18 protein-coding genes and 1 riboswitch are annotated in these 16009 nt (G+C 56.7%); of the genes, 14 read left to right on the top strand and 4 right to left on the bottom strand.

Going from position 1 to position 16009, the window contains the following annotated elements; translation table 11 throughout:
* Positions 1–216 precede the first annotated feature (216 nt).
* From ACFPPD_RS08300 to ACFPPD_RS08255, 10 genes are all read left to right on the top strand, one after another.
* Positions 217–441, top strand: coding sequence for a hypothetical protein (locus tag ACFPPD_RS08300; RefSeq protein ID WP_209750646.1), 225 nt, complete (start codon positions 217–219; stop codon positions 439–441).
* A gap of 13 nt (positions 442–454) precedes the next feature.
* A complete protein-coding gene (locus ACFPPD_RS08295; RefSeq protein WP_378081829.1) occupies positions 455–817 on the top strand; it encodes a spore coat protein in 363 nt (120 codons plus the stop codon).
* A gap of 147 nt (positions 818–964) precedes the next feature.
* Positions 965–1456 (top strand): Lrp/AsnC family transcriptional regulator, encoded by a 492-nt coding sequence (locus ACFPPD_RS08290; RefSeq protein ID WP_209750647.1) that lies wholly within the window; start codon positions 965–967, stop codon positions 1454–1456.
* 49 nt (positions 1457–1505) lie between these two features.
* Positions 1506–2738, top strand: a complete 1233-nt coding sequence (locus ACFPPD_RS08285) for an aminotransferase class I/II-fold pyridoxal phosphate-dependent enzyme (RefSeq protein WP_209750648.1) — start codon at positions 1506–1508, stop codon at positions 2736–2738.
* Positions 2739–2848: 110 nt separating this feature from the next.
* The gene (locus ACFPPD_RS08280; protein ID WP_209750649.1) at positions 2849–3094 is read left to right on the top strand and encodes a Spo0E family sporulation regulatory protein-aspartic acid phosphatase; all 246 of its coding nucleotides are present in this window, start codon (positions 2849–2851) and stop codon (positions 3092–3094) included.
* Between the two features lie 43 nt (positions 3095–3137).
* On the top strand, positions 3138–3716 hold the full coding sequence (locus ACFPPD_RS08275; RefSeq protein WP_209750650.1) for a cob(I)yrinic acid a,c-diamide adenosyltransferase: 579 nt from the start codon (positions 3138–3140) through the stop codon (positions 3714–3716).
* A gap of 4 nt (positions 3717–3720) precedes the next feature.
* Positions 3721–4719 (top strand): RluA family pseudouridine synthase, encoded by a 999-nt coding sequence (locus ACFPPD_RS08270; protein WP_209750651.1) that lies wholly within the window; start codon positions 3721–3723, stop codon positions 4717–4719.
* Positions 4720–4722: 3 nt separating this feature from the next.
* Positions 4723–5091 carry an arsenate reductase family protein gene (locus ACFPPD_RS08265; RefSeq protein ID WP_378081823.1) on the top strand — a complete coding sequence of 123 codons (369 nt, stop codon included), beginning with the start codon at positions 4723–4725 and terminating at the stop codon, positions 5089–5091.
* Positions 5076–6275: an aminotransferase class I/II-fold pyridoxal phosphate-dependent enzyme gene (locus tag ACFPPD_RS08260; RefSeq protein ID WP_378081820.1), complete on the top strand. Its 1200-nt coding sequence runs from the start codon at positions 5076–5078 to the stop codon at positions 6273–6275. The genes ACFPPD_RS08265 and ACFPPD_RS08260 overlap by 16 nt, the downstream gene beginning before the upstream one ends.
* Before the next feature lie 22 nt (positions 6276–6297).
* Positions 6298–7182, top strand: coding sequence for a 5'-3' exonuclease (locus tag ACFPPD_RS08255; RefSeq protein ID WP_209750653.1), 885 nt, complete (start codon positions 6298–6300; stop codon positions 7180–7182).
* 78 nt (positions 7183–7260) lie between these two features.
* On the opposite strand, the gene ACFPPD_RS08250 is transcribed toward ACFPPD_RS08255, so the two are convergent.
* Positions 7261–8136, bottom strand: a complete 876-nt coding sequence (locus ACFPPD_RS08250; RefSeq protein ID WP_209750654.1) for an AraC family transcriptional regulator — start codon at positions 8134–8136, stop codon at positions 7261–7263.
* A 150-nt stretch (positions 8137–8286) separates the two neighbouring features.
* On the opposite strand from ACFPPD_RS08250, the gene ACFPPD_RS08245 reads away from it, so the two are divergent.
* Entirely contained in the window at positions 8287–9576 is a 1290-nt protein-coding gene (locus ACFPPD_RS08245) for a Gfo/Idh/MocA family oxidoreductase (protein ID WP_209750656.1), read from the top strand.
* A gap of 196 nt (positions 9577–9772) precedes the next feature.
* Positions 9773–11179 carry a glucuronate isomerase gene (gene uxaC / locus ACFPPD_RS08240; protein WP_209750658.1) on the top strand — a complete coding sequence of 469 codons (1407 nt, stop codon included), beginning with the start codon at positions 9773–9775 and terminating at the stop codon, positions 11177–11179.
* 393 nt (positions 11180–11572) lie between these two features.
* On the opposite strand, the gene ACFPPD_RS08235 is transcribed toward uxaC, so the two are convergent.
* Together ACFPPD_RS08235 and ACFPPD_RS08230 are read right to left on the bottom strand one after the other, a co-directional pair.
* Complete coding sequence (locus ACFPPD_RS08235) at positions 11573–11842, bottom strand: hypothetical protein (protein WP_209750659.1); 270 nt, start codon at positions 11840–11842, stop codon at positions 11573–11575.
* 56 nt (positions 11843–11898) lie between these two features.
* Positions 11899–12195 carry a DUF3055 domain-containing protein gene (locus tag ACFPPD_RS08230; protein WP_209750661.1) on the bottom strand — a complete coding sequence of 99 codons (297 nt, stop codon included), beginning with the start codon at positions 12193–12195 and terminating at the stop codon, positions 11899–11901.
* Positions 12196–12416: 221 nt separating this feature from the next.
* On the opposite strand from ACFPPD_RS08230, the gene ACFPPD_RS08225 reads away from it, so the two are divergent.
* Positions 12417–13418, top strand: a complete 1002-nt coding sequence (locus ACFPPD_RS08225) for an HRDC domain-containing protein (protein WP_209750662.1) — start codon at positions 12417–12419, stop codon at positions 13416–13418.
* Positions 13419–13524: 106 nt separating this feature from the next.
* On the opposite strand, the gene corA is transcribed toward ACFPPD_RS08225, so the two are convergent.
* A complete protein-coding gene (corA, locus tag ACFPPD_RS08220) occupies positions 13525–14460 on the bottom strand; it encodes a magnesium/cobalt transporter CorA (RefSeq protein ID WP_209750664.1) in 936 nt (311 codons plus the stop codon).
* A gap of 387 nt (positions 14461–14847) precedes the next feature.
* Positions 14848–14965, top strand: a riboswitch (SAM riboswitch).
* A gap of 95 nt (positions 14966–15060) precedes the next feature.
* On the opposite strand from corA, the gene metA reads away from it, so the two are divergent.
* On the top strand, positions 15061–16008 hold the full coding sequence (gene metA / locus ACFPPD_RS08215) for a homoserine O-acetyltransferase MetA (RefSeq protein ID WP_209750666.1): 948 nt from the start codon (positions 15061–15063) through the stop codon (positions 16006–16008).
* Position 16009 lies beyond the last annotated feature (1 nt).

The following is a 16009-nucleotide window of genomic DNA, read 5'->3' as shown; positions in this document are numbered from 1 at the left end:
TGCACCAAAAAAAACAAACGGCACAGGGCTTTTTCCCATGCCGTTTCGGACTCCATTTTTATTCCCGGTCTTGTCTTTGAGCTTAACTTAATGACATTGCGCCGGCAGGCGGTCTTTTTATCGTTCCCGCTTTCCATTTTCGCGCAAGCATAACGAATCCTCCAACAATGCACACTAATCCCTGACGTCCAAAAGCGAACAGGAGGATTTCCGCCCATGATGCAAGCGATGACCGCCAAAGAACTCGAGTATATCGCAGATTCCATGTCCAACGAAGATTTATTGATCAAGCAGTGCACGGTCGCCGCCGCGACGATCACGAACGCCCAGTTGAAGCAGGCATGCACGCACATGATCGACGTCCACACGCAGCATTACAATACGCTGCTTAGCTCCGCCCAGCAGCATCAGCCGCTTGCGCCCGCCCAACCCCAAGCTTAAGGAGGTATCGACGATGATGAATCAAACGACTTTGCCCGACGAGGATATGGCGTATACGATTTTGAGCGATTTAAAGCGGGTTACGAGGGAATACGCCACGGCCGCGACCGAATCGGTATGCCCGGATATTCGCCAGATGTTCACGCAGCTTCTGAACGATACGTTGAAGATGCAAGGCGAGCTCTTTACCGCGATGCAGTCGAACAACATGTATAACGCTTCCTCCCAGGTGCTGAAGCCGGAAATCGACAAACAGGTCAAGCAATATCAGCAGACGCAGCAGAAGACGAACCAATTCGTTCAGCAGACCCGCGCGGCGCAAGCGCAATTCGCGCAATCCGCGGCAACCGGACAAGCTTCCCAAATGATGCAGTAGCTCGCTTGAAGGCGACTCAAGTTGCCAAGAAATACGCGATCCCCGGTCGGCTAAGCCGATTCGGGGATTTTCTTAAAGTTACCCTAATTAACTTTTCACGCAGCCTGTATTTGATGTATGATGTAGAGTAATTCAGGAGGGATCACGATGAACGAGTTCAAATTAAGCATCTTGGATTTGCTGAAGGAAGACGCCCGTTTGACCGCGTCCACGATCGCGACGATGCTCGGAGCGAAGGAAGAGGACGTCGCCGCGGCGATCGCGGAGATGGAGCGGGACCACGTCATCGTGAAATACGCGACGGTCGTGAACTGGAGCAAGGTGGACGACGAGAAAGTAACGGCGCTGATCGAAGTCGAATGCACGCCTGAACGAGGCCGCGGCTTCGAGAGCATCGCGGAACGCGTCTACTTGTATCCGGAAGTGAAATCGGTTTACTTGATGTCCGGCGCGTACGATCTGCTCGTCGAGATCGAAGGCAAGAACCTCAAGGAAGTCGCGTCGTTCGTGTCCAACAAGCTGTCGACGATCGAGTCGGTCATCTCTACGAAGACGTTTTTCATTTTAAAGAAATATAAGCAGGACGGTATTATTTTCGAAGAGTTCGAGGACGATCACCGATTGCTTGTCACGCCATAACCCGGTTCGAAGACGTTTCCGGAGCCCACCGTAAAGGAAGAGATGACCGATGATTAAAGACGAGGAAAAGCCGCTTATCCCCCAAACGATACAACAGCGGAGCGGCGGTATGCAAAGTTACCTGGCCGCGAGCGCGCGAGCGATTCCGCCGTCGGGCATCCGACGCTTCTTCGATCTGGTAAGCGCAAGCAAGGATAAGGACATCATCTCGCTCGGCGTCGGCGAACCCGATTTCGTGACGCCTTGGCGGGTAAGGGATGCCGCCGTCCATTCGCTCGAGAAGGGTAAAACTCAATATTCGCCGAACGCCGGGTTGCTCGAACTTCGAGAAGCGATCGGACAGTACTTATCCAATCAATTTCAATTGACATACGAACCGGCCAACGAGATGATCGTCACGGTCGGCGGCTCCGAGGGCATCGATCTGGCACTGCGCGCGCTTATCGAACCGGGAGACGAGGTGCTCGTTCCGGAGCCGAGCTATCTGCCTTATTCGCCGATTACGACGCTGCTCGGAGGCGTTCCCGTCGGGATCGAGACTTTCGCGAAGGACCAATTCAAGCTGACGGCCGAGAGTCTAAGAGCGGCCATCACGCCGAGGTCGAAAGTGCTTATTCTCTGTTATCCGAGCAATCCGACGGGCGCGATCATGACTTTCGAGGAAATGCTTCCGATCGCCAAAATCGTCGAAGAAAACGATTTGATCGTGATTTCCGACGAAATCTACGCGGAACTTACTTTCACCGGAGGCAAGCACGTAAGCTTTGCTTCTCTTCCCGGCATGAAAGACCGCACGCTTCTCGTCAGCGGCTTCTCCAAAGCGTTCGCGATGACCGGTTGGCGTCTGGGGTATGCGTGCGGACACCCCGATCTCATCAGCGCCATGATGAAAATCCATCAGTACACGATTATGTGCGCGTCTACGATGGCGCAGGTTGCGGGGATCGAGTCGCTGACGAAGAGCGGACTGGAAGAGAAAGACCGCATGATGGAATCGTACAACCAAAGACGCAGGCTTGTCGTGAAGGGCTTTCGGGAGATGGGGCTCGAATGCCACGAGCCGCATGGCGCGTTCTATGCGTTCCCATCGATTCAAGCGACCGGCCTGACGTCCGAGCAGTTCGCCGAACGGCTGCTCCTCGAAGCGAAGGTCGCCGCGGTGCCGGGACACGTGTTCGGTAAGGGCGGGGAAGGCTTCCTGAGATGCTGTTACGCGACATCCGTCGCACAATTAACGGAGTCTCTGGATAGAATTGATAAATTCCTTAAGAAACTGGCTTAGCGTCGATAAGTTTACAAAATGGATGTTCTTTTTCTAAATGTTTTGCTATAATAACCATGGTTTTTAACCCGCCGAAGGAAGCAATACGTCATGAGAAGGGGGAAAAGGACATGGGTTCGGCAAATCGTATTCATCCGACGTCCGACCATGAAGTCACGCCCATCGACTCTCATTGCCCTGATCGGGTCGCGATTTTAACGGAAGAAATCGATCGTCTGCGCAAGGAAATGACGGATACGTTCCTCCAGGAGCACTCTTTCGTCTCGGATTCCGTCATGGCCCTCAGCCGCAGGCTCGACTTGAAAATCAACGAATACATGAAGCAGGTTCAATTAAGTCGGGAGGAGGTCCGGTGACACGTCACCGGCCTCTTTTTTAACGAAGCGGGGCGAAGAACGAATGAAACTATATACGAGAACGGGCGACGAAGGACAGACCTCCGTTATCGGCGCGCGGGTGCGGAAGGACGACGAGCGCGTGGAAGCTTACGGGACGATCGACGAGCTCAACAGCTTCGTCGGCCAGGCGGCGTCGGTGCTGGTTCGGTCGGGTTCGGCCGCGTTGGAAGAGATGGCGAACCGACTAATCTTGATCCAGCACGAGCTGTTCGATTGCGGCTCGGACTTGAGCTACGCCGAGCCGGCGGCGGAGAAGATGAAGGTCTCGCCGGAAATGACCGGACGGCTCGAGCAATGGATCGACGAATACGAAGCGGCGACGCCGCCGATCGCAAGGTTTATTTTGCCGGGAGGCAGCGAAGCGTCTTCGCTCTTGCACGTGTGCAGGACGGTAGGCCGGCGGGCCGAAAGAAGGGTCGTCACTCTTGCGGCGTCGCAAGCTTGCCCCGACGAAGTAAGTAAATATTTGAACAGGCTGTCGGATTTCTTCTTCGCGGCTGCCAGGGCGGCGAACGCCGGCCTAGGGGTGCCGGACGTCGAGTACGAGCGCGGCGCGCAAGTGTTCCGCCGAAGGACGTGAAGGCATGAACGAACAACAAAGCGGCAACCCGGAGCCGCAACAATATTACGAGCCGATCGAGATCGTGGCGAACGCGTCGGATCACGGGAGAATGCTTCGGGACGTGCTGCGCAAGCGCGTAGGAATCTCCCGCAGGCTCATGGTCAAGCTGAAGTCGTCGAACGAAGGGCTTAGCGTTAATGGGGACAAAGTATGGAGCAACCATGTTCTCGCCGAAGGCGACGTCATTCGTCTGAGGATCGAGGCCGAGGAGTCGGAAACGATACTGCCCCAGCCGATGCCGCTCGACATCGTCTTCGAGGACGCCCACCTGCTCGTGCTGAACAAACCCGCGGGATTGATCGTCCATCCGACGACGGGCCATTATTTGAACACGCTGGCGAACGGCGTCATTCATTATTGGCAGCAGCGGGGAGAGAAAATTCGGTTCAGGCCGGTTCACCGGCTGGACGAGCATACGTCGGGCCTCGTCGTCGTGGCCAAGCATTCGCTCGCGCAGCAGCAGCTGTCCGCGCAGATGATCGAAGGCAAAGTCGCGAAGGAATATCGGACGTTCGTCTACGGCCGGCCTCCGGAACCGGAAGGACGAATCGATTCGCCGATCGATAGATCCGACGAAGATCCGCATCGGCGCGTCGTCCGACCGGACGGGCAGCCCTGCTTGACCTATTACCGGATCGCCCGAGCTTACGAATTCGGCGACGGGGAGAGCGTAAGCGAGCTCGACGTTCGCCTCGGGACGGGGAGAACGCATCAGATTCGCGTGCATATGACGTCGGTCGGGTGTCCGATCGTCGGAGACTCGTATTACGCCGACGAGCGTTGGGAGAAGTCGATCGTCGCGTCCCGTCTGGGCGATGTCATCGGCAGACAGGCGCTGCATGCGGCGCGGCTGGGTTTCCTGCATCCGATCACGGGAGAGCCGATGACGCTGGAAGCTCCTTTGCCGGAAGATATGAGCCGATTGGAACAGCGGTTGATCAAGTTGGAAAAAGGGGAATAGATCGTGGCTAAAGCATTGAAAATGTACCATTTGCCGACCTGCAGCACCTGCAAGGGCGCGATCAAAGCGCTGAAAGAGAACGGCTGCGAGCTTGACCTGCGCGACATTCGCGAGACGCCTCCGAGCGCCGAAGAGCTCGGCGCGCTTATTCGCATGAGCGGCCTTCCGGTATCGAAGTGGACGAATACGTCGGGCGACGCCTACCGGGAACAGGGGCTGAAAGACAAGATGCCCGGCATGTCCGACGAGGAGAAAATCCGGCTGCTCGCTTCGAACGGCATGCTGATCAAACGTCCGATCTTGACGGACGGCGCCAAGGTCACGATCGGCTTCAAAGAAGCGGACGTCGGTCCGGCATGGTTCGGCCGATGAGCGGCGCATTCCGATCAAGCCGGATCGACCGTCTCGGCTCCGCGATATTCGCGGAAGTGGCAGGCTGGAAGAAGGCCGCGCGCGACAAGGGATTGCCGGTCGTTAATCTCGATATCGGCAGCCCCGATCTGCCTCCCGTCGAGCCGCTGCGCCGGGCGTTGTCCGAAGCGAGCCTGCGTGCCGACGTCTATCGCTACCCGGGAACGGAAGGGACGGAAGCGTTCCGGGCGAAAGTCGCCGAATGGTTCGCTTGCCGATTCGGCGTAGAGCTCGATCCCCAAGCGGAAATATTGTCGCTAATGGGGACGCAGGACGGACTCGCCCATCTGCCGCTGGCGATCAGCGATCCGGGAGACGCGGCGCTGCTGCCCGATCCGGGCTATCCGGTCTACGGCGCGGGTCTCGCCGTGGCGGGAGTCGAAGCGATTCCGTTGCCGCTGCTCGCCGAGAACGGCTACTTGCCGGATTTCGAATCCATACCGCAGTCGGCATGGGATAAAATCAAATTCATGATCTTGAACTATCCGAGCAATCCGTTGTCCGCGACGGCGGATCTCGCCTTCTTCGAGAAGGCGGTTCATACGGCCCGCAAGCGCGGCGTATTGCTCGTGCACGATAACGCGTACAGCGAGATGGCGTTCGACGGCTTCCGGCCGCCGAGCGTGCTGGAAATTCCGGGCGCGAAGGACGTGGCGGTCGAGTTACATTCCTTGTCCAAGTCCTATCATCTCGCGGGCACGAGGCTCGGCTTCGCGGTCGGCAACCGCGAGGCGCTAGCTTCTCTGCGCGCTCTCAAGAACAACATCGATTTCGGCGTGTTCCTTGGGGCGCAAGAAACGGGCATAGCGGCGCTCGAGGCGGATATTCGCTCGCCTCGGCCTATCGGCAAGCTGTACGAACGCCGGAGAAACGTATTCGTATCCGCGCTTAGAGCGAGCGGTTGGGACGTGGAGACGCCGAAGGCGACGATGTTCCTATGGGCGGCCGTACCCGAGGGCTGGTCGTCGCGGGCTTTCTCCCAAGCGCTGCTGTCGTCGACGGGAGTCGCTTCGATTCCCGGCAACGCGTTCGGCGCCAGGGGAGAAGGTTACGTCAGGCTCGCGCTCGTCGAAGCGGAAGACGTATTGTCGGACGCCGCCAAGCGGATCGGCGCTTTCATTCGAAGCGCGGAACCGACGAAATGATCGATCATGGGAGGGAAACCGAATGCCGGAACAAAGAGTAATGCTCGTCGACGGGATGGCCTTATTGTTCAGAGGATACTTCGCGAACGCGTACGGCGGGTACATCCGGAAGACGAAGGACGGCTTGCCGACGAACGCGGTGTTCGGCTTCGTCCGGTACTTGCTGGACGCTTGCCGGACGTTCAAGCCGACGCATATCGTCTGTTGCTGGGATATGGGAAGCAAGACGTTCAGAACGGAGAAGTTCGCGGATTACAAGGGGAATCGTCCCGACGCTCCCGCGGATCTGATCCCGCAGTTCGACCTCGTGAAGGAAGTCGTCAGCGCTCTGGACATCGTTAACGTCGGAATGGCGGGCTACGAAGCCGACGATTGCATCGGAACGTTGTCGATGCAGCTGAGCGAGCATATGGATGTCTACGTGCTGACCGGTGACCACGATATGCTTCAGCTCGTAGACGAACGGGTCAAGGTCGTCATCATGAAGAAGGGGCCTTCCAACTACGCTGTGTACGACCCCGCTCTTCTTCTCGAAGAGAAGCAACTGACGGCGAAGCAGTTCATCGATCTGAAAGGCTTGATCGGGGACACGTCGGACAATTATCCAGGCGTGAAAGGGATCGGCGAGAAAACGGCGACGAAGCTGCTCGTCGAATACGCCTCCATCGAGGGCATTCTGGACAATCTCCATGCCCTTCCGAAAGGGGTAAAGGCGAAGATCGAAGCGGGTGTCGAGATGCTGCATCTTTGCCGGGAGCTCGCGACGATCAGCCGCGAGGCGCCGGTCTCTTGCTTGCCGGAAGAGTGCGTCTGGCAGCCGGACGCCGCGAAAATCAACGCGTTGTTCGAGAAGCTGGAGTTCGGCAGCCTCGTGAAAGAAGTGTCGCGGCTGATCGCCGTATCTTAAAAAGCGCTCAGAAGACTCAAAGTTAAATCGATATACGAATCGCCTCCTCGAGATGAAGCGTCGGCATCGCTTGCCGTGCTATAATCGCGAGGAGGCGCGAAGCTCTTTGCGATAATCCCGGGCGGTAGCCCGGGTTATTTTTTTGAACGTTTTGCCGAAGTGGGAGAAATTGTCGAAGCCCGAGCGCTCGGCGATTTCGGTGACGGACAAGTCGCTTTCGCGAAGCAACCGCTGCGATTCCTTGACGCGGGTGAGGTTCACGTAATCGATCAACGCGAATCCGGTAACCTCCTTAAACAGTCTGCTCAAATAATAAGGACTGATGAAGAAGCGTTCGGCCAGATCGGGAACGCGAACCGGTTCGCGGAAGCTCTCGTTGAGGTATCGCGCCACTTCTGATATTTTGCGCCGGGTAGGATTGTCGGACGCGGTATCCGGCACGATCGGGTTCTCGGAAGATTCGAGACAACGGGCCGCGAGCGCGAGCAATTCGGGAACCGCCTGCCGGAGCAGCAGATCGAACCCTGTTTGCTTTCCGGACAATTCCGTAATGATCCGTTCCATCAGCCGTCCGGCCGCTTCGCGAATCGCGGGAACAGGCTTAAGCACCGGACTCGGCCCGCCGAAAGGACTCAGCAGAAAGTCGGCGTGATCGCGGAGTCGTTCGGCTACGAAACGATCGTCGATATGGACGACGATGCGCTCGTGTTCGGGCGGTCCGGATTGCAACGTGCGGTGAATGACGTTCTTGTCGATAAAGACGAGGTCGCCGGGCTCGACTTGGAAGGCGGTATCTTTAATGAAATAAGTCCTCGATCCGGACAGGAGGTAATAAATCTCGTAAAAAGGATGGAAGTGGTTGCCGGCCATATCGAACGGATAGCTTCGCTTGACGTACTCCACGTACAACGGTTCGGTATAGCCGCCATGCCTTAATAGTTCGGGCGCGTTCATCGCGTCTCCGCTCCTTTCGATTCTCGACTTCTTGATTATAGCAAAATAAGCGGGATTTTGTTCGATTATCGCAATAATGAAGGCGTATTCGATTCTCGTTTGCTTTATGGTTAAGTCAGAGATTAACCAATTCGAGCAAAAGGGTGAGCGATGATGAACAAGAAGAAATACGTATTGGTCGGAACCGGCGGAAGGGCGGAGTTTTTCTACTCGGCGATCGCGAAGGATTTCCGGGAATCGGCGGAGCTGCTCGCGTTCTGCGACACGAACCAAACCCGGATGGACTACGCCAACCGGCAACTGGCGAAGCTGGGCTACGGCCCGGTACGAACGTATAAGGCGGAAAGTTTCGACGAGATGATCCGGACGGAGAAACCGGACGCCGTAATCGTAACCAGCGTCGATAGAACGCATCATACTTACATGATCAGGGCGATGGAGCTAGGTTGCGACGTCGTGACCGAGAAGCCGATGACGGTGGACGAACGGAAATGCCAGGACATCCTCGACGCGGTGCAACGAACCGGTCGCAACGTCCGGGTAACGTTTAACTACAGATACGCTCCGCACCATACGAAAGCCCGCGAGCTGATCGCCTCCGGCGCGATCGGCAAAGTGACTTCCATTCATTTCGAGTGGTTGCTCAACACGCAGCACGGCGCGGATTATTTCCGCAGATGGCACCGGGACAAAAGAAACAGCGGGGGCCTGCTCGTCCACAAGTCGACGCATCACTTCGATCTCGTCAATTTTTGGATCGGCTCGGAGCCGGATACCGTCTTCGCTTTCGGAGATTTGCTGTTCTACGGCAAGGAGAATGCGGAGGAGCGGGGCGTCGCGAAATTCTATGATCGGTCGACGGGACATCCGAACGCGCAGGAAGATCCTTTCGCGTTGCACATGGACCGGCACGAAAGCTTGAAGGAGCTGTATTTGGACGCCGAGCACGAGGACGGCTACCGCCGCGATCAGAGCGTGTTCGGGGACGGCATCAACATTGAAGACACGATGGGCGTGCTCGTTCGGTACAAGAACAACGCGATCATGACGTATTCCCTGAACGCCTACTTGCCTTGGGAAGGCTACCGGATCGCCTTCAACGGAACGAAAGGGCGCATCGAGATGACGATCGTCGAGCAATCGTACGTGAACGCGGGCGGAGACAAGGCGATGGAAGGCGCGTTGAAGAACAAGGAAATCAAAGTGTTCCCGATGTTCGCCGCTCCTTACAAGGTCGAGATTGAGGAAGGCGACGGGGGACACGGCGGAGGAGATCCGGTGTTGCTTAACGATATTTTCGGCACCCCGCTGGAAGACCGGTTCAAGCGCGCCGCGAACCACGTGGACGGAGCTCGTTCCATTCTAACGGGCATCGCGGCCAACCGTTCGATCCGGACGGGACAGGCAGTGAAAGTTGATGATTTAGTCAAATTCCATTAAGAGGAATTCAAAAAGCCCGATGATGATCACGAAGTATTTCTAGGAGTTTTCTCGACATCGAATCTTGAATGCTGCACGGGACTTCCGGTCCTCATGTAGGTTTGCCTGCACTCCGGTCCTCATTCCTAGCTTCTTTCAACCTTCTCGGTGCTGATCACCGAACTTTTTGAATATGCAATTAAAGGAGCACAACCGAATGAAATCGTACATGGACGACAATTTCATGCTGAACAACGCCGTATCGGAACGGCTCTATCACGAATTCGCGGCCAAGCAGCCGATTATCGACTACCATTGCCATTTGAATCCGCAAGAGATCTACGAGGACAAGCGTTTCGCGAATTTGACGGAAATCTGGCTTCACGGCGACCATTACAAGTGGCGGGCGATGCGGGCGAACGGCATTTCGGAGCCGCTCGTCACGGGCGGGCCCGGCGTCGGCGATTACGACCGGTTCGCGGCGTGGGTCAAGACGGTGCCGCAGACGCTCGGAAATCCGCTTTACCATTGGTCCCACTTGGAGCTTCGCCGGTATTTCGGCATCGAAGAGCAGATCAACGAGAAGAACGGACCGGTCATTTGGGAGAAAGCGAACGCGGCGCTCGCGTCGGAGCGTTTCTCCGCCAGACAACTGATTCGCGACCAGCGGGTCGAGGCGATCTGCACGACGGACGATCCGACGGATACGCTGGAGTACCACGAGGGCATCCGCAAGATCGACGGCTTCGGCTGCGTCGTGCTGCCGTCGTTCCGTCCGGACAAAGGACTGGAAATCCGCCGCCCGACTTTCTTGCCTTGGGTCCGGAAGCTCGAGGCGGCATCCGGCAGGAAAATCGGCGATTACGCGCAGTTTCTCGCGGCGATGGACGATCGGATCGACTTCTTCGCGAACGCCGGCTGCATCGTGTCGGACCACGCGCTCGACCGCGTACTCTACGCGGAGACGAGCATGGAAGAGGCTTCGGCGATCTTCGCCCGCGCCATGGCAGGGTTTGCGTTGTCCGAGGAAGAGGAGAGCAAGCACAAGACGTTTACGCTCGTTCATCTCGGCCGCAAGTACGCCGAGAAGGGCTGGACGATGCAATTGCACGTCCATGCTTCGCGCAACAACAATAGCGGTAAATTTGCCGTCTTGGGCGCGGATACGGGCTTCGACTCGATTCACGACGGACAGCTGGCTTACCCGCTCATGAAACTGCTCGACGACATCGATGCCGGCGGCTCGCTGCCTCAGACGATACTGTACTCGCTCAATCCGAAAGATTATTTCGTCCTCGGCTCGTTGATGGGGAGCTTCCAAGACGGATCCGAGCCCGGCAAAATCCAACTGGGCTCGGCCTGGTGGTTCAACGATACGAAGAACGGCATGCTGGAACAGCTGGACGCGCTCGCAAATCTTGGGCTGCTCTCTCGTTTCGTCGGGATGCTGACGGACTCCCGCAGCTTCCTCTCGTACCCGCGCCACGAATATTTCCGCAGAATCCTCTGCGACATGATCGGGGACTGGGTCATCAAGGGCGAGGCGCCCGACGATATGGAACTGCTCGGGAGCATGGTGGAAAACATCTGTTACCGCAACGCCAAAAACTATTTCAAGCTGTAAATAAAGCCCGTTTAACCGACAGGATCAACCGTGGCCTCGATCATTCAGCTTATCTATGTTCTGACCAATTGCAAATAGTACAGTTATTTTTCCGTTTCTTAGAGCGGACAGCAGGTTAGTTGCGTAATAAGCATTTATTTCCGCCCGTTCTGACGTATTCCGTTCATACGCTTGAAAAGAATTGCACATTCTGCATCTAATTTTTGGAAACAGCGAATATTACGAGAAATAGATGCTCATTGTGCAACTATAGTCGGCAGGATCAGAAATCGGATCGGGAGAAGGTGCAAAAGCAGTAGCAGGAAACAGCGGAGGCGGTGGGCTTTCCGCTCCTGCAAAAAAACCTCGATGCCGCCGCTAAGACGGGATCGAGGTTTTATTCGCTGCGAGGCGTTACGATCGCTCGTTCTCGCTGTGGACTTCGTGATCGCCCGGATAGCCGCGATCCAGCCCGGCATGAAGCTCCCGGTTCTCGTAGCTGAACGGGTTCGGCGGCCGTTGATCGTCCCGCCACGGGGTGCTCTTGCCGAGCGTCTCGGAGAATTCCGCCGAGAAGCCGTAAGGGCCTTCGGGAAACTCCTCGGGCGCGAGATCGTTGCGCCGGGATTCGACCGTCTTGAGATCGGTCGTCGCTTGCTTGCGCTCCTTGCGAAACGGGAACATGCCGGAAACCTCCATTCGCGATCGGATTTCCGTTAGGTTGCCCGCGACGTACGCTTTTAGTCGGTGAAATTCACCGCGCCGAGCACGAGGGACAGGAACTGGGCCAGTTCCGCGGCTTCTTCCTCGTTGATCCGGAACACCGATTCCAGCACGCCCTCTTCTTCCAGATCGTCCGGGCCCAGCACGGCGCTGCGGCCGAACATCATATCCGTAACGAGCTTCTTCCCGTAGAACCGGTTGGTCGTCAGGATCGCGAGATCGAACCGCTTCAAGCCCGGCGTGACGAACGTGACGAAGCGGGTCGTCGTTTGCTCGGTCGAATTTGACAGGAAGTCGTAGTCTTTCATGTTCATACGGAATGAGTCCTCCTCCAATTGATTCTCTTATTATAATTGAACGCGCGGGTATTGCCTAACGTCCCGCATTTTGATAATCTGTAGTTGTTCATGTTGCACGATAGAGGAAGCACCTCATCGCCGATCGGCGGGAGGTGCTTTTTTGCGCGTTTCCGCGGACCGGTCCGCACGTTGGACGAAATCAGGATGCCGCCAAGGGCGGCCGAGGAGGAAACGGGATGCAGGTCGTGTTCATGAATCAATTCGAGAGGGTAATCGGGCAAGCGGAGGAAAGGGCGCACGTCTTCATCGGCGAGATGCAAGGCTTGTGGAGCGCCGGCTGGCGCACGTTGGAACAGGGCGCTTCTTCCGTGGACGAACTGTGGTACGAAGGAATGAGCTGGGAAGAACTGCTCGCTTCTTTCCGGCACGGCGTCGCCTGCAAGATGAAAGATGGCTTCCGTCCGCTGCTCGATGGCATGCTGGAGGATACGCCGTTCTGGGAGCGCCGTCCGGCGCTGCAACAGCTGCTGCAATGTTACGCGGACGGCCAGGACGCGGAAGAGACCGCATCCTCGCTGCGGGCATGGCGCAGGGCGAAAGCGACCGAAGAGAAGCGTTCGGCGTATTTGATCGCGACGAACCGGGAACTGCAACTGCTGGCGGTATACAAGCCGCGCACGTTGGAGGAGCTTGGGCAGCTTCCGGGCTTCGGCAAGGCGAAGATGGAGCGCTACGGACAAGAGATCGTCGGCATGCTGAAGGAAAAGCCTCGCGAGCGCGGGTTCCCGCTCGAAGCGTGGGTGCCGGACGCCGTGAGCGACGAGACGCTTTCTTACTGGCTGTTCCGGATGAAAGAGGAGAAGTACGGCAAGTCGCTGTCCGCAGTGAAGGAGAAGCGCTCCTTGCTGCAGGGCATTCGCGACGGCAGGACGCTGGAGGAACTGGAGGGCGCGCTGAATTGCCCGAGGCGCAAGCTCGTGGAGCGAATCGAACAGTTGGACGAGGAAGGGTATGACGTCATGACGATCGTCGATTTGGAGCTGACGGGCGTATCGCCGGACGAAGCGATTCAGATCGATTCCGCTCTCGGGCAGATCGGCGATCGCTACTTGAAGCCGCTGCTGAAGGAAGTGTACGGAGAATCCGCGGCGGACTCGAACGAGACGGAGAAGCGGTACGAGAAGCTCCGAATGGCCCGGATTCGTTACCGCAGGTCGGCTCGGGTATCGGCGGGATAATAGGAATAAGGGACCTGCCCCGTCATGCGCCGTCGCGCAGGAAGGGGAGGTCCCTTTACGTTCTCTAGCTTCGGTTCGTTGCAGGCCGTTCGGGGTTCGCATTCCGTCATAGCCAATCCTTCTTGCGGAACAGATAGAACATACCGCAGCCGATGACCGCCATCAGAGACATCAGGACGACGGAGCCGAGATGGTAGCTCATGCCGGGAATAAAGTCGAAGTTCATCCCGTAGATGCCTGTAATGAAGGTGAGCGGCATGAAGATCGTCGTCAATGCCGTGAACACCCTCATGATTTCGTTCGCGCGGTTGGCGAGGCTCGATTGGTAAGCCTCCCGCAAGTTCCCCATCAGATCGCGGTAAGTTTCGAACGTCTCGTAGATTTTGACCGCGTTTTCGTGGATGTCCCCGAAATACTTCTGCAGCTCGCTGTCGATCAGCCGGAGATCCTTCTTGTTGAGCGTGGAGATCAGCTCGCGTTGCGGGCCGAGCACTTTTTTGAGCCACAGGATCTCGCTTCGCAAGCCGATGATCTCCGTCAGATGCGACTTCTTCGTGTGCATGAGGATGTCTTCTTCGAGGTTCTCGATGCGGGCCTCGATCCGGTCGCCGACGGACAAGTAGTTATCGACGACCAAGTCGACGAGATGGTACATGAACCGGTCCGGCATGTCGACTTCCTGCTCCCACAGAATCGGCTTGACGCTTCGCAGCTCGTTGATTTTCTGGCGGGTAACGGTAATAAGATAATGGCGGCCGAGAAACATGTTCAAGGCGCGGAGGAAAATTTCCTCGTCGTCGAAGCGGATGCTGTTGATGACGACGAAGTAATGGTTTTCGTAGATTTCCAGCTTGGGCCGCTGCTCTTCTTCCGTTAGGCAGTCTTCCACGGCCAGGTCGTGAAGGCCGAATAGAGGCTGGAGGACCGCGAGGTCTTCCAAGTCGGCGTCGATCCAATAAAATCCGTTTTTAGGCGGCAGGAGTGCTTCGTTAATATCTTCGACCGGCGTGAAGACGCCGTTGTTGACCAATCTGATTTTCATGGGAATCGCTCCTTTGCATGTCCGAACGGTTCATGCAGGACGAATCCGCGTCGACGCGGGAGGTTATCGGCAATCCGGAGACGATCCGGACATCGAAAGCTCCCGTTTGGCGGAGTCGGGTCCTGCGGCTTTCGTCGACTGTCTACTCGGTCCGGGCTTATCGCCTTCCATATCCGGATTCCCCCCTTTATCATCAAGTTAGCGCGTGATTGCCAGGTCGTCTTACGACGTGTTAAGTATAAGCCCCGCGCCCGCGCCTTTCAAGGAGAATTTCGGCAATTCTCGCGGGAAAAGATGCCCTTCTCCGCGGGCGTTCCGAGCCTTGACGACCCGCCGAAATTGGAGTACATTTAGAATAGTTTACCCGACAACCGAATATGGATTGCCATCTTATCAAGAGCAGGCGGAGGGACTAGCCCTATGAAGCCCGGCAACCGGCATGTGCCACCCACATGTACGGTGCTAATTCTTGCGGAGGCGCGAAAGCGTTTCTGACAGATGAGAGGGGCGCGCGTACGATTATTACACGACCCTTACTCATTTCGGGGGTCGTTTTTATTTTGCCGTTTTCAGCACGAGACAGACGAAGGAGGAACGAACATGCCGATTAAAGTTCCGGATAACTTGCCGGCAAAGGAAGTGCTAGCGGGGGAAAATATATTCGTCATGGACGAAAGCGTCGCGTACCATCAGGATATTCGCCCGCTTCGCATCGCGATACTGAATTTGATGCCGACGAAGGAGACGACGGAAACCCAGCTGCTGCGCTTGATCGGGAACACTCCGCTGCAGGTCGAGGCGGTGCTTATCCACCCGAAAACCCATACGTCAAAGAATACTTCCGCGGAGCACCTGGAAAGCTTCTACAAGACGTTCGAAGATATCAAGGACGAACAGTACGACGGCTTGATCATTACCGGCGCTCCGGTCGAGCACCTGGCGTTCGAGGAAGTGAACTACTGGGACGAGCTGAAGGAAATCATGGACTGGACGGTCGACAACGTCACTTCTACGTTCCATATCTGTTGGGCGGCCCAGGCCGGCCTCTACCACCACTTCGGCGTGCCGAAATACGGCTTGGACGAGAAAATGTTCGGGGTATTCCCGCACACGGTAACGACGCCGAACGTCAAGTTGCTTCGAGGGTTCGACGAGACGTTCCACGCGCCGCAGTCCCGCCATACGGAAGTGAAACGCGAGGATATCGAGAAAGTGCCCGAGCTCGAGATTTTGTCCGAATCGGAGGAAGCCGGCGTCTATATCGCGTCGACAGCCGACGGCAAGCAGATTTTCGTGACCGGCCATTCCGAATACGACCCGCAATCGTTGAAATGGGAGTACGACCGGGATAAATCCAAGGGCCTCGACATCGCCGTTCCGAAAAACTACTACCCGAAGGACGATCCTTCGAAGGCGCCGGTGTCGACGTGGAGAGCGCATGCCAATCTGCTGTTCTCCAATTGGTTGAATTATTACGTCTATCAAGCGACGCCATTCCAGCTCGGCAAAGCGAATAAAAATACGCTGCCCCAGGGAGGAAGAAAGTAAG

The organism is Cohnella suwonensis (genome assembly GCF_042655365.1).
In the GTDB taxonomy this organism is placed as follows: Bacteria; Bacillota; Bacilli; order Paenibacillales; family Paenibacillaceae; genus Cohnella; species Cohnella suwonensis.
Note: the sequence above shows the minus strand (reverse complement) of the source record. Positions and strands in the feature narration are given on the sequence as shown.

Bases quoted from the DNA above. Each gene is read 5' to 3' on its own strand.
- ACFPPD_RS08300 (WP_209750646.1), top strand. From the start codon at position 217: ATGATGCAAGCGATGACCGCCAAAGAACTCGAGTATATCGCAGATTCC.
- ACFPPD_RS08295 (WP_378081829.1), top strand. From the start codon at position 455: ATGATGAATCAAACGACTTTGCCCGACGAGGATATGGCGTATACGATT.
- ACFPPD_RS08290 (WP_209750647.1), top strand. From the start codon at position 965: ATGAACGAGTTCAAATTAAGCATCTTGGATTTGCTGAAGGAAGACGCC.
- ACFPPD_RS08285 (WP_209750648.1), top strand. From the start codon at position 1,506: ATGATTAAAGACGAGGAAAAGCCGCTTATCCCCCAAACGATACAACAG.
- ACFPPD_RS08280 (WP_209750649.1), top strand. From the start codon at position 2,849: ATGGGTTCGGCAAATCGTATTCATCCGACGTCCGACCATGAAGTCACG.
- ACFPPD_RS08275 (WP_209750650.1), top strand. From the start codon at position 3,138: ATGAAACTATATACGAGAACGGGCGACGAAGGACAGACCTCCGTTATC.
- ACFPPD_RS08270 (WP_209750651.1), top strand. From the start codon at position 3,721: ATGAACGAACAACAAAGCGGCAACCCGGAGCCGCAACAATATTACGAG.
- ACFPPD_RS08260 (WP_378081820.1), top strand. From the start codon at position 5,076: ATGGTTCGGCCGATGAGCGGCGCATTCCGATCAAGCCGGATCGACCGT.
- ACFPPD_RS08255 (WP_209750653.1), top strand. From the start codon at position 6,298: ATGCCGGAACAAAGAGTAATGCTCGTCGACGGGATGGCCTTATTGTTC.
- ACFPPD_RS08250 (WP_209750654.1), bottom strand. From the start codon at position 8,136: ATGAACGCGCCCGAACTATTAAGGCATGGCGGCTATACCGAACCGTTG.
- ACFPPD_RS08245 (WP_209750656.1), top strand. From the start codon at position 8,287: ATGATGAACAAGAAGAAATACGTATTGGTCGGAACCGGCGGAAGGGCG.
- uxaC (WP_209750658.1), top strand. From the start codon at position 9,773: ATGAAATCGTACATGGACGACAATTTCATGCTGAACAACGCCGTATCG.
- ACFPPD_RS08235 (WP_209750659.1), bottom strand. From the start codon at position 11,842: ATGTTCCCGTTTCGCAAGGAGCGCAAGCAAGCGACGACCGATCTCAAG.
- ACFPPD_RS08230 (WP_209750661.1), bottom strand. From the start codon at position 12,195: ATGAACATGAAAGACTACGACTTCCTGTCAAATTCGACCGAGCAAACG.
- ACFPPD_RS08225 (WP_209750662.1), top strand. From the start codon at position 12,417: ATGCAGGTCGTGTTCATGAATCAATTCGAGAGGGTAATCGGGCAAGCG.
- corA (WP_209750664.1), bottom strand. From the start codon at position 14,460: ATGAAAATCAGATTGGTCAACAACGGCGTCTTCACGCCGGTCGAAGAT.
- metA (WP_209750666.1), top strand. From the start codon at position 15,061: ATGCCGATTAAAGTTCCGGATAACTTGCCGGCAAAGGAAGTGCTAGCG.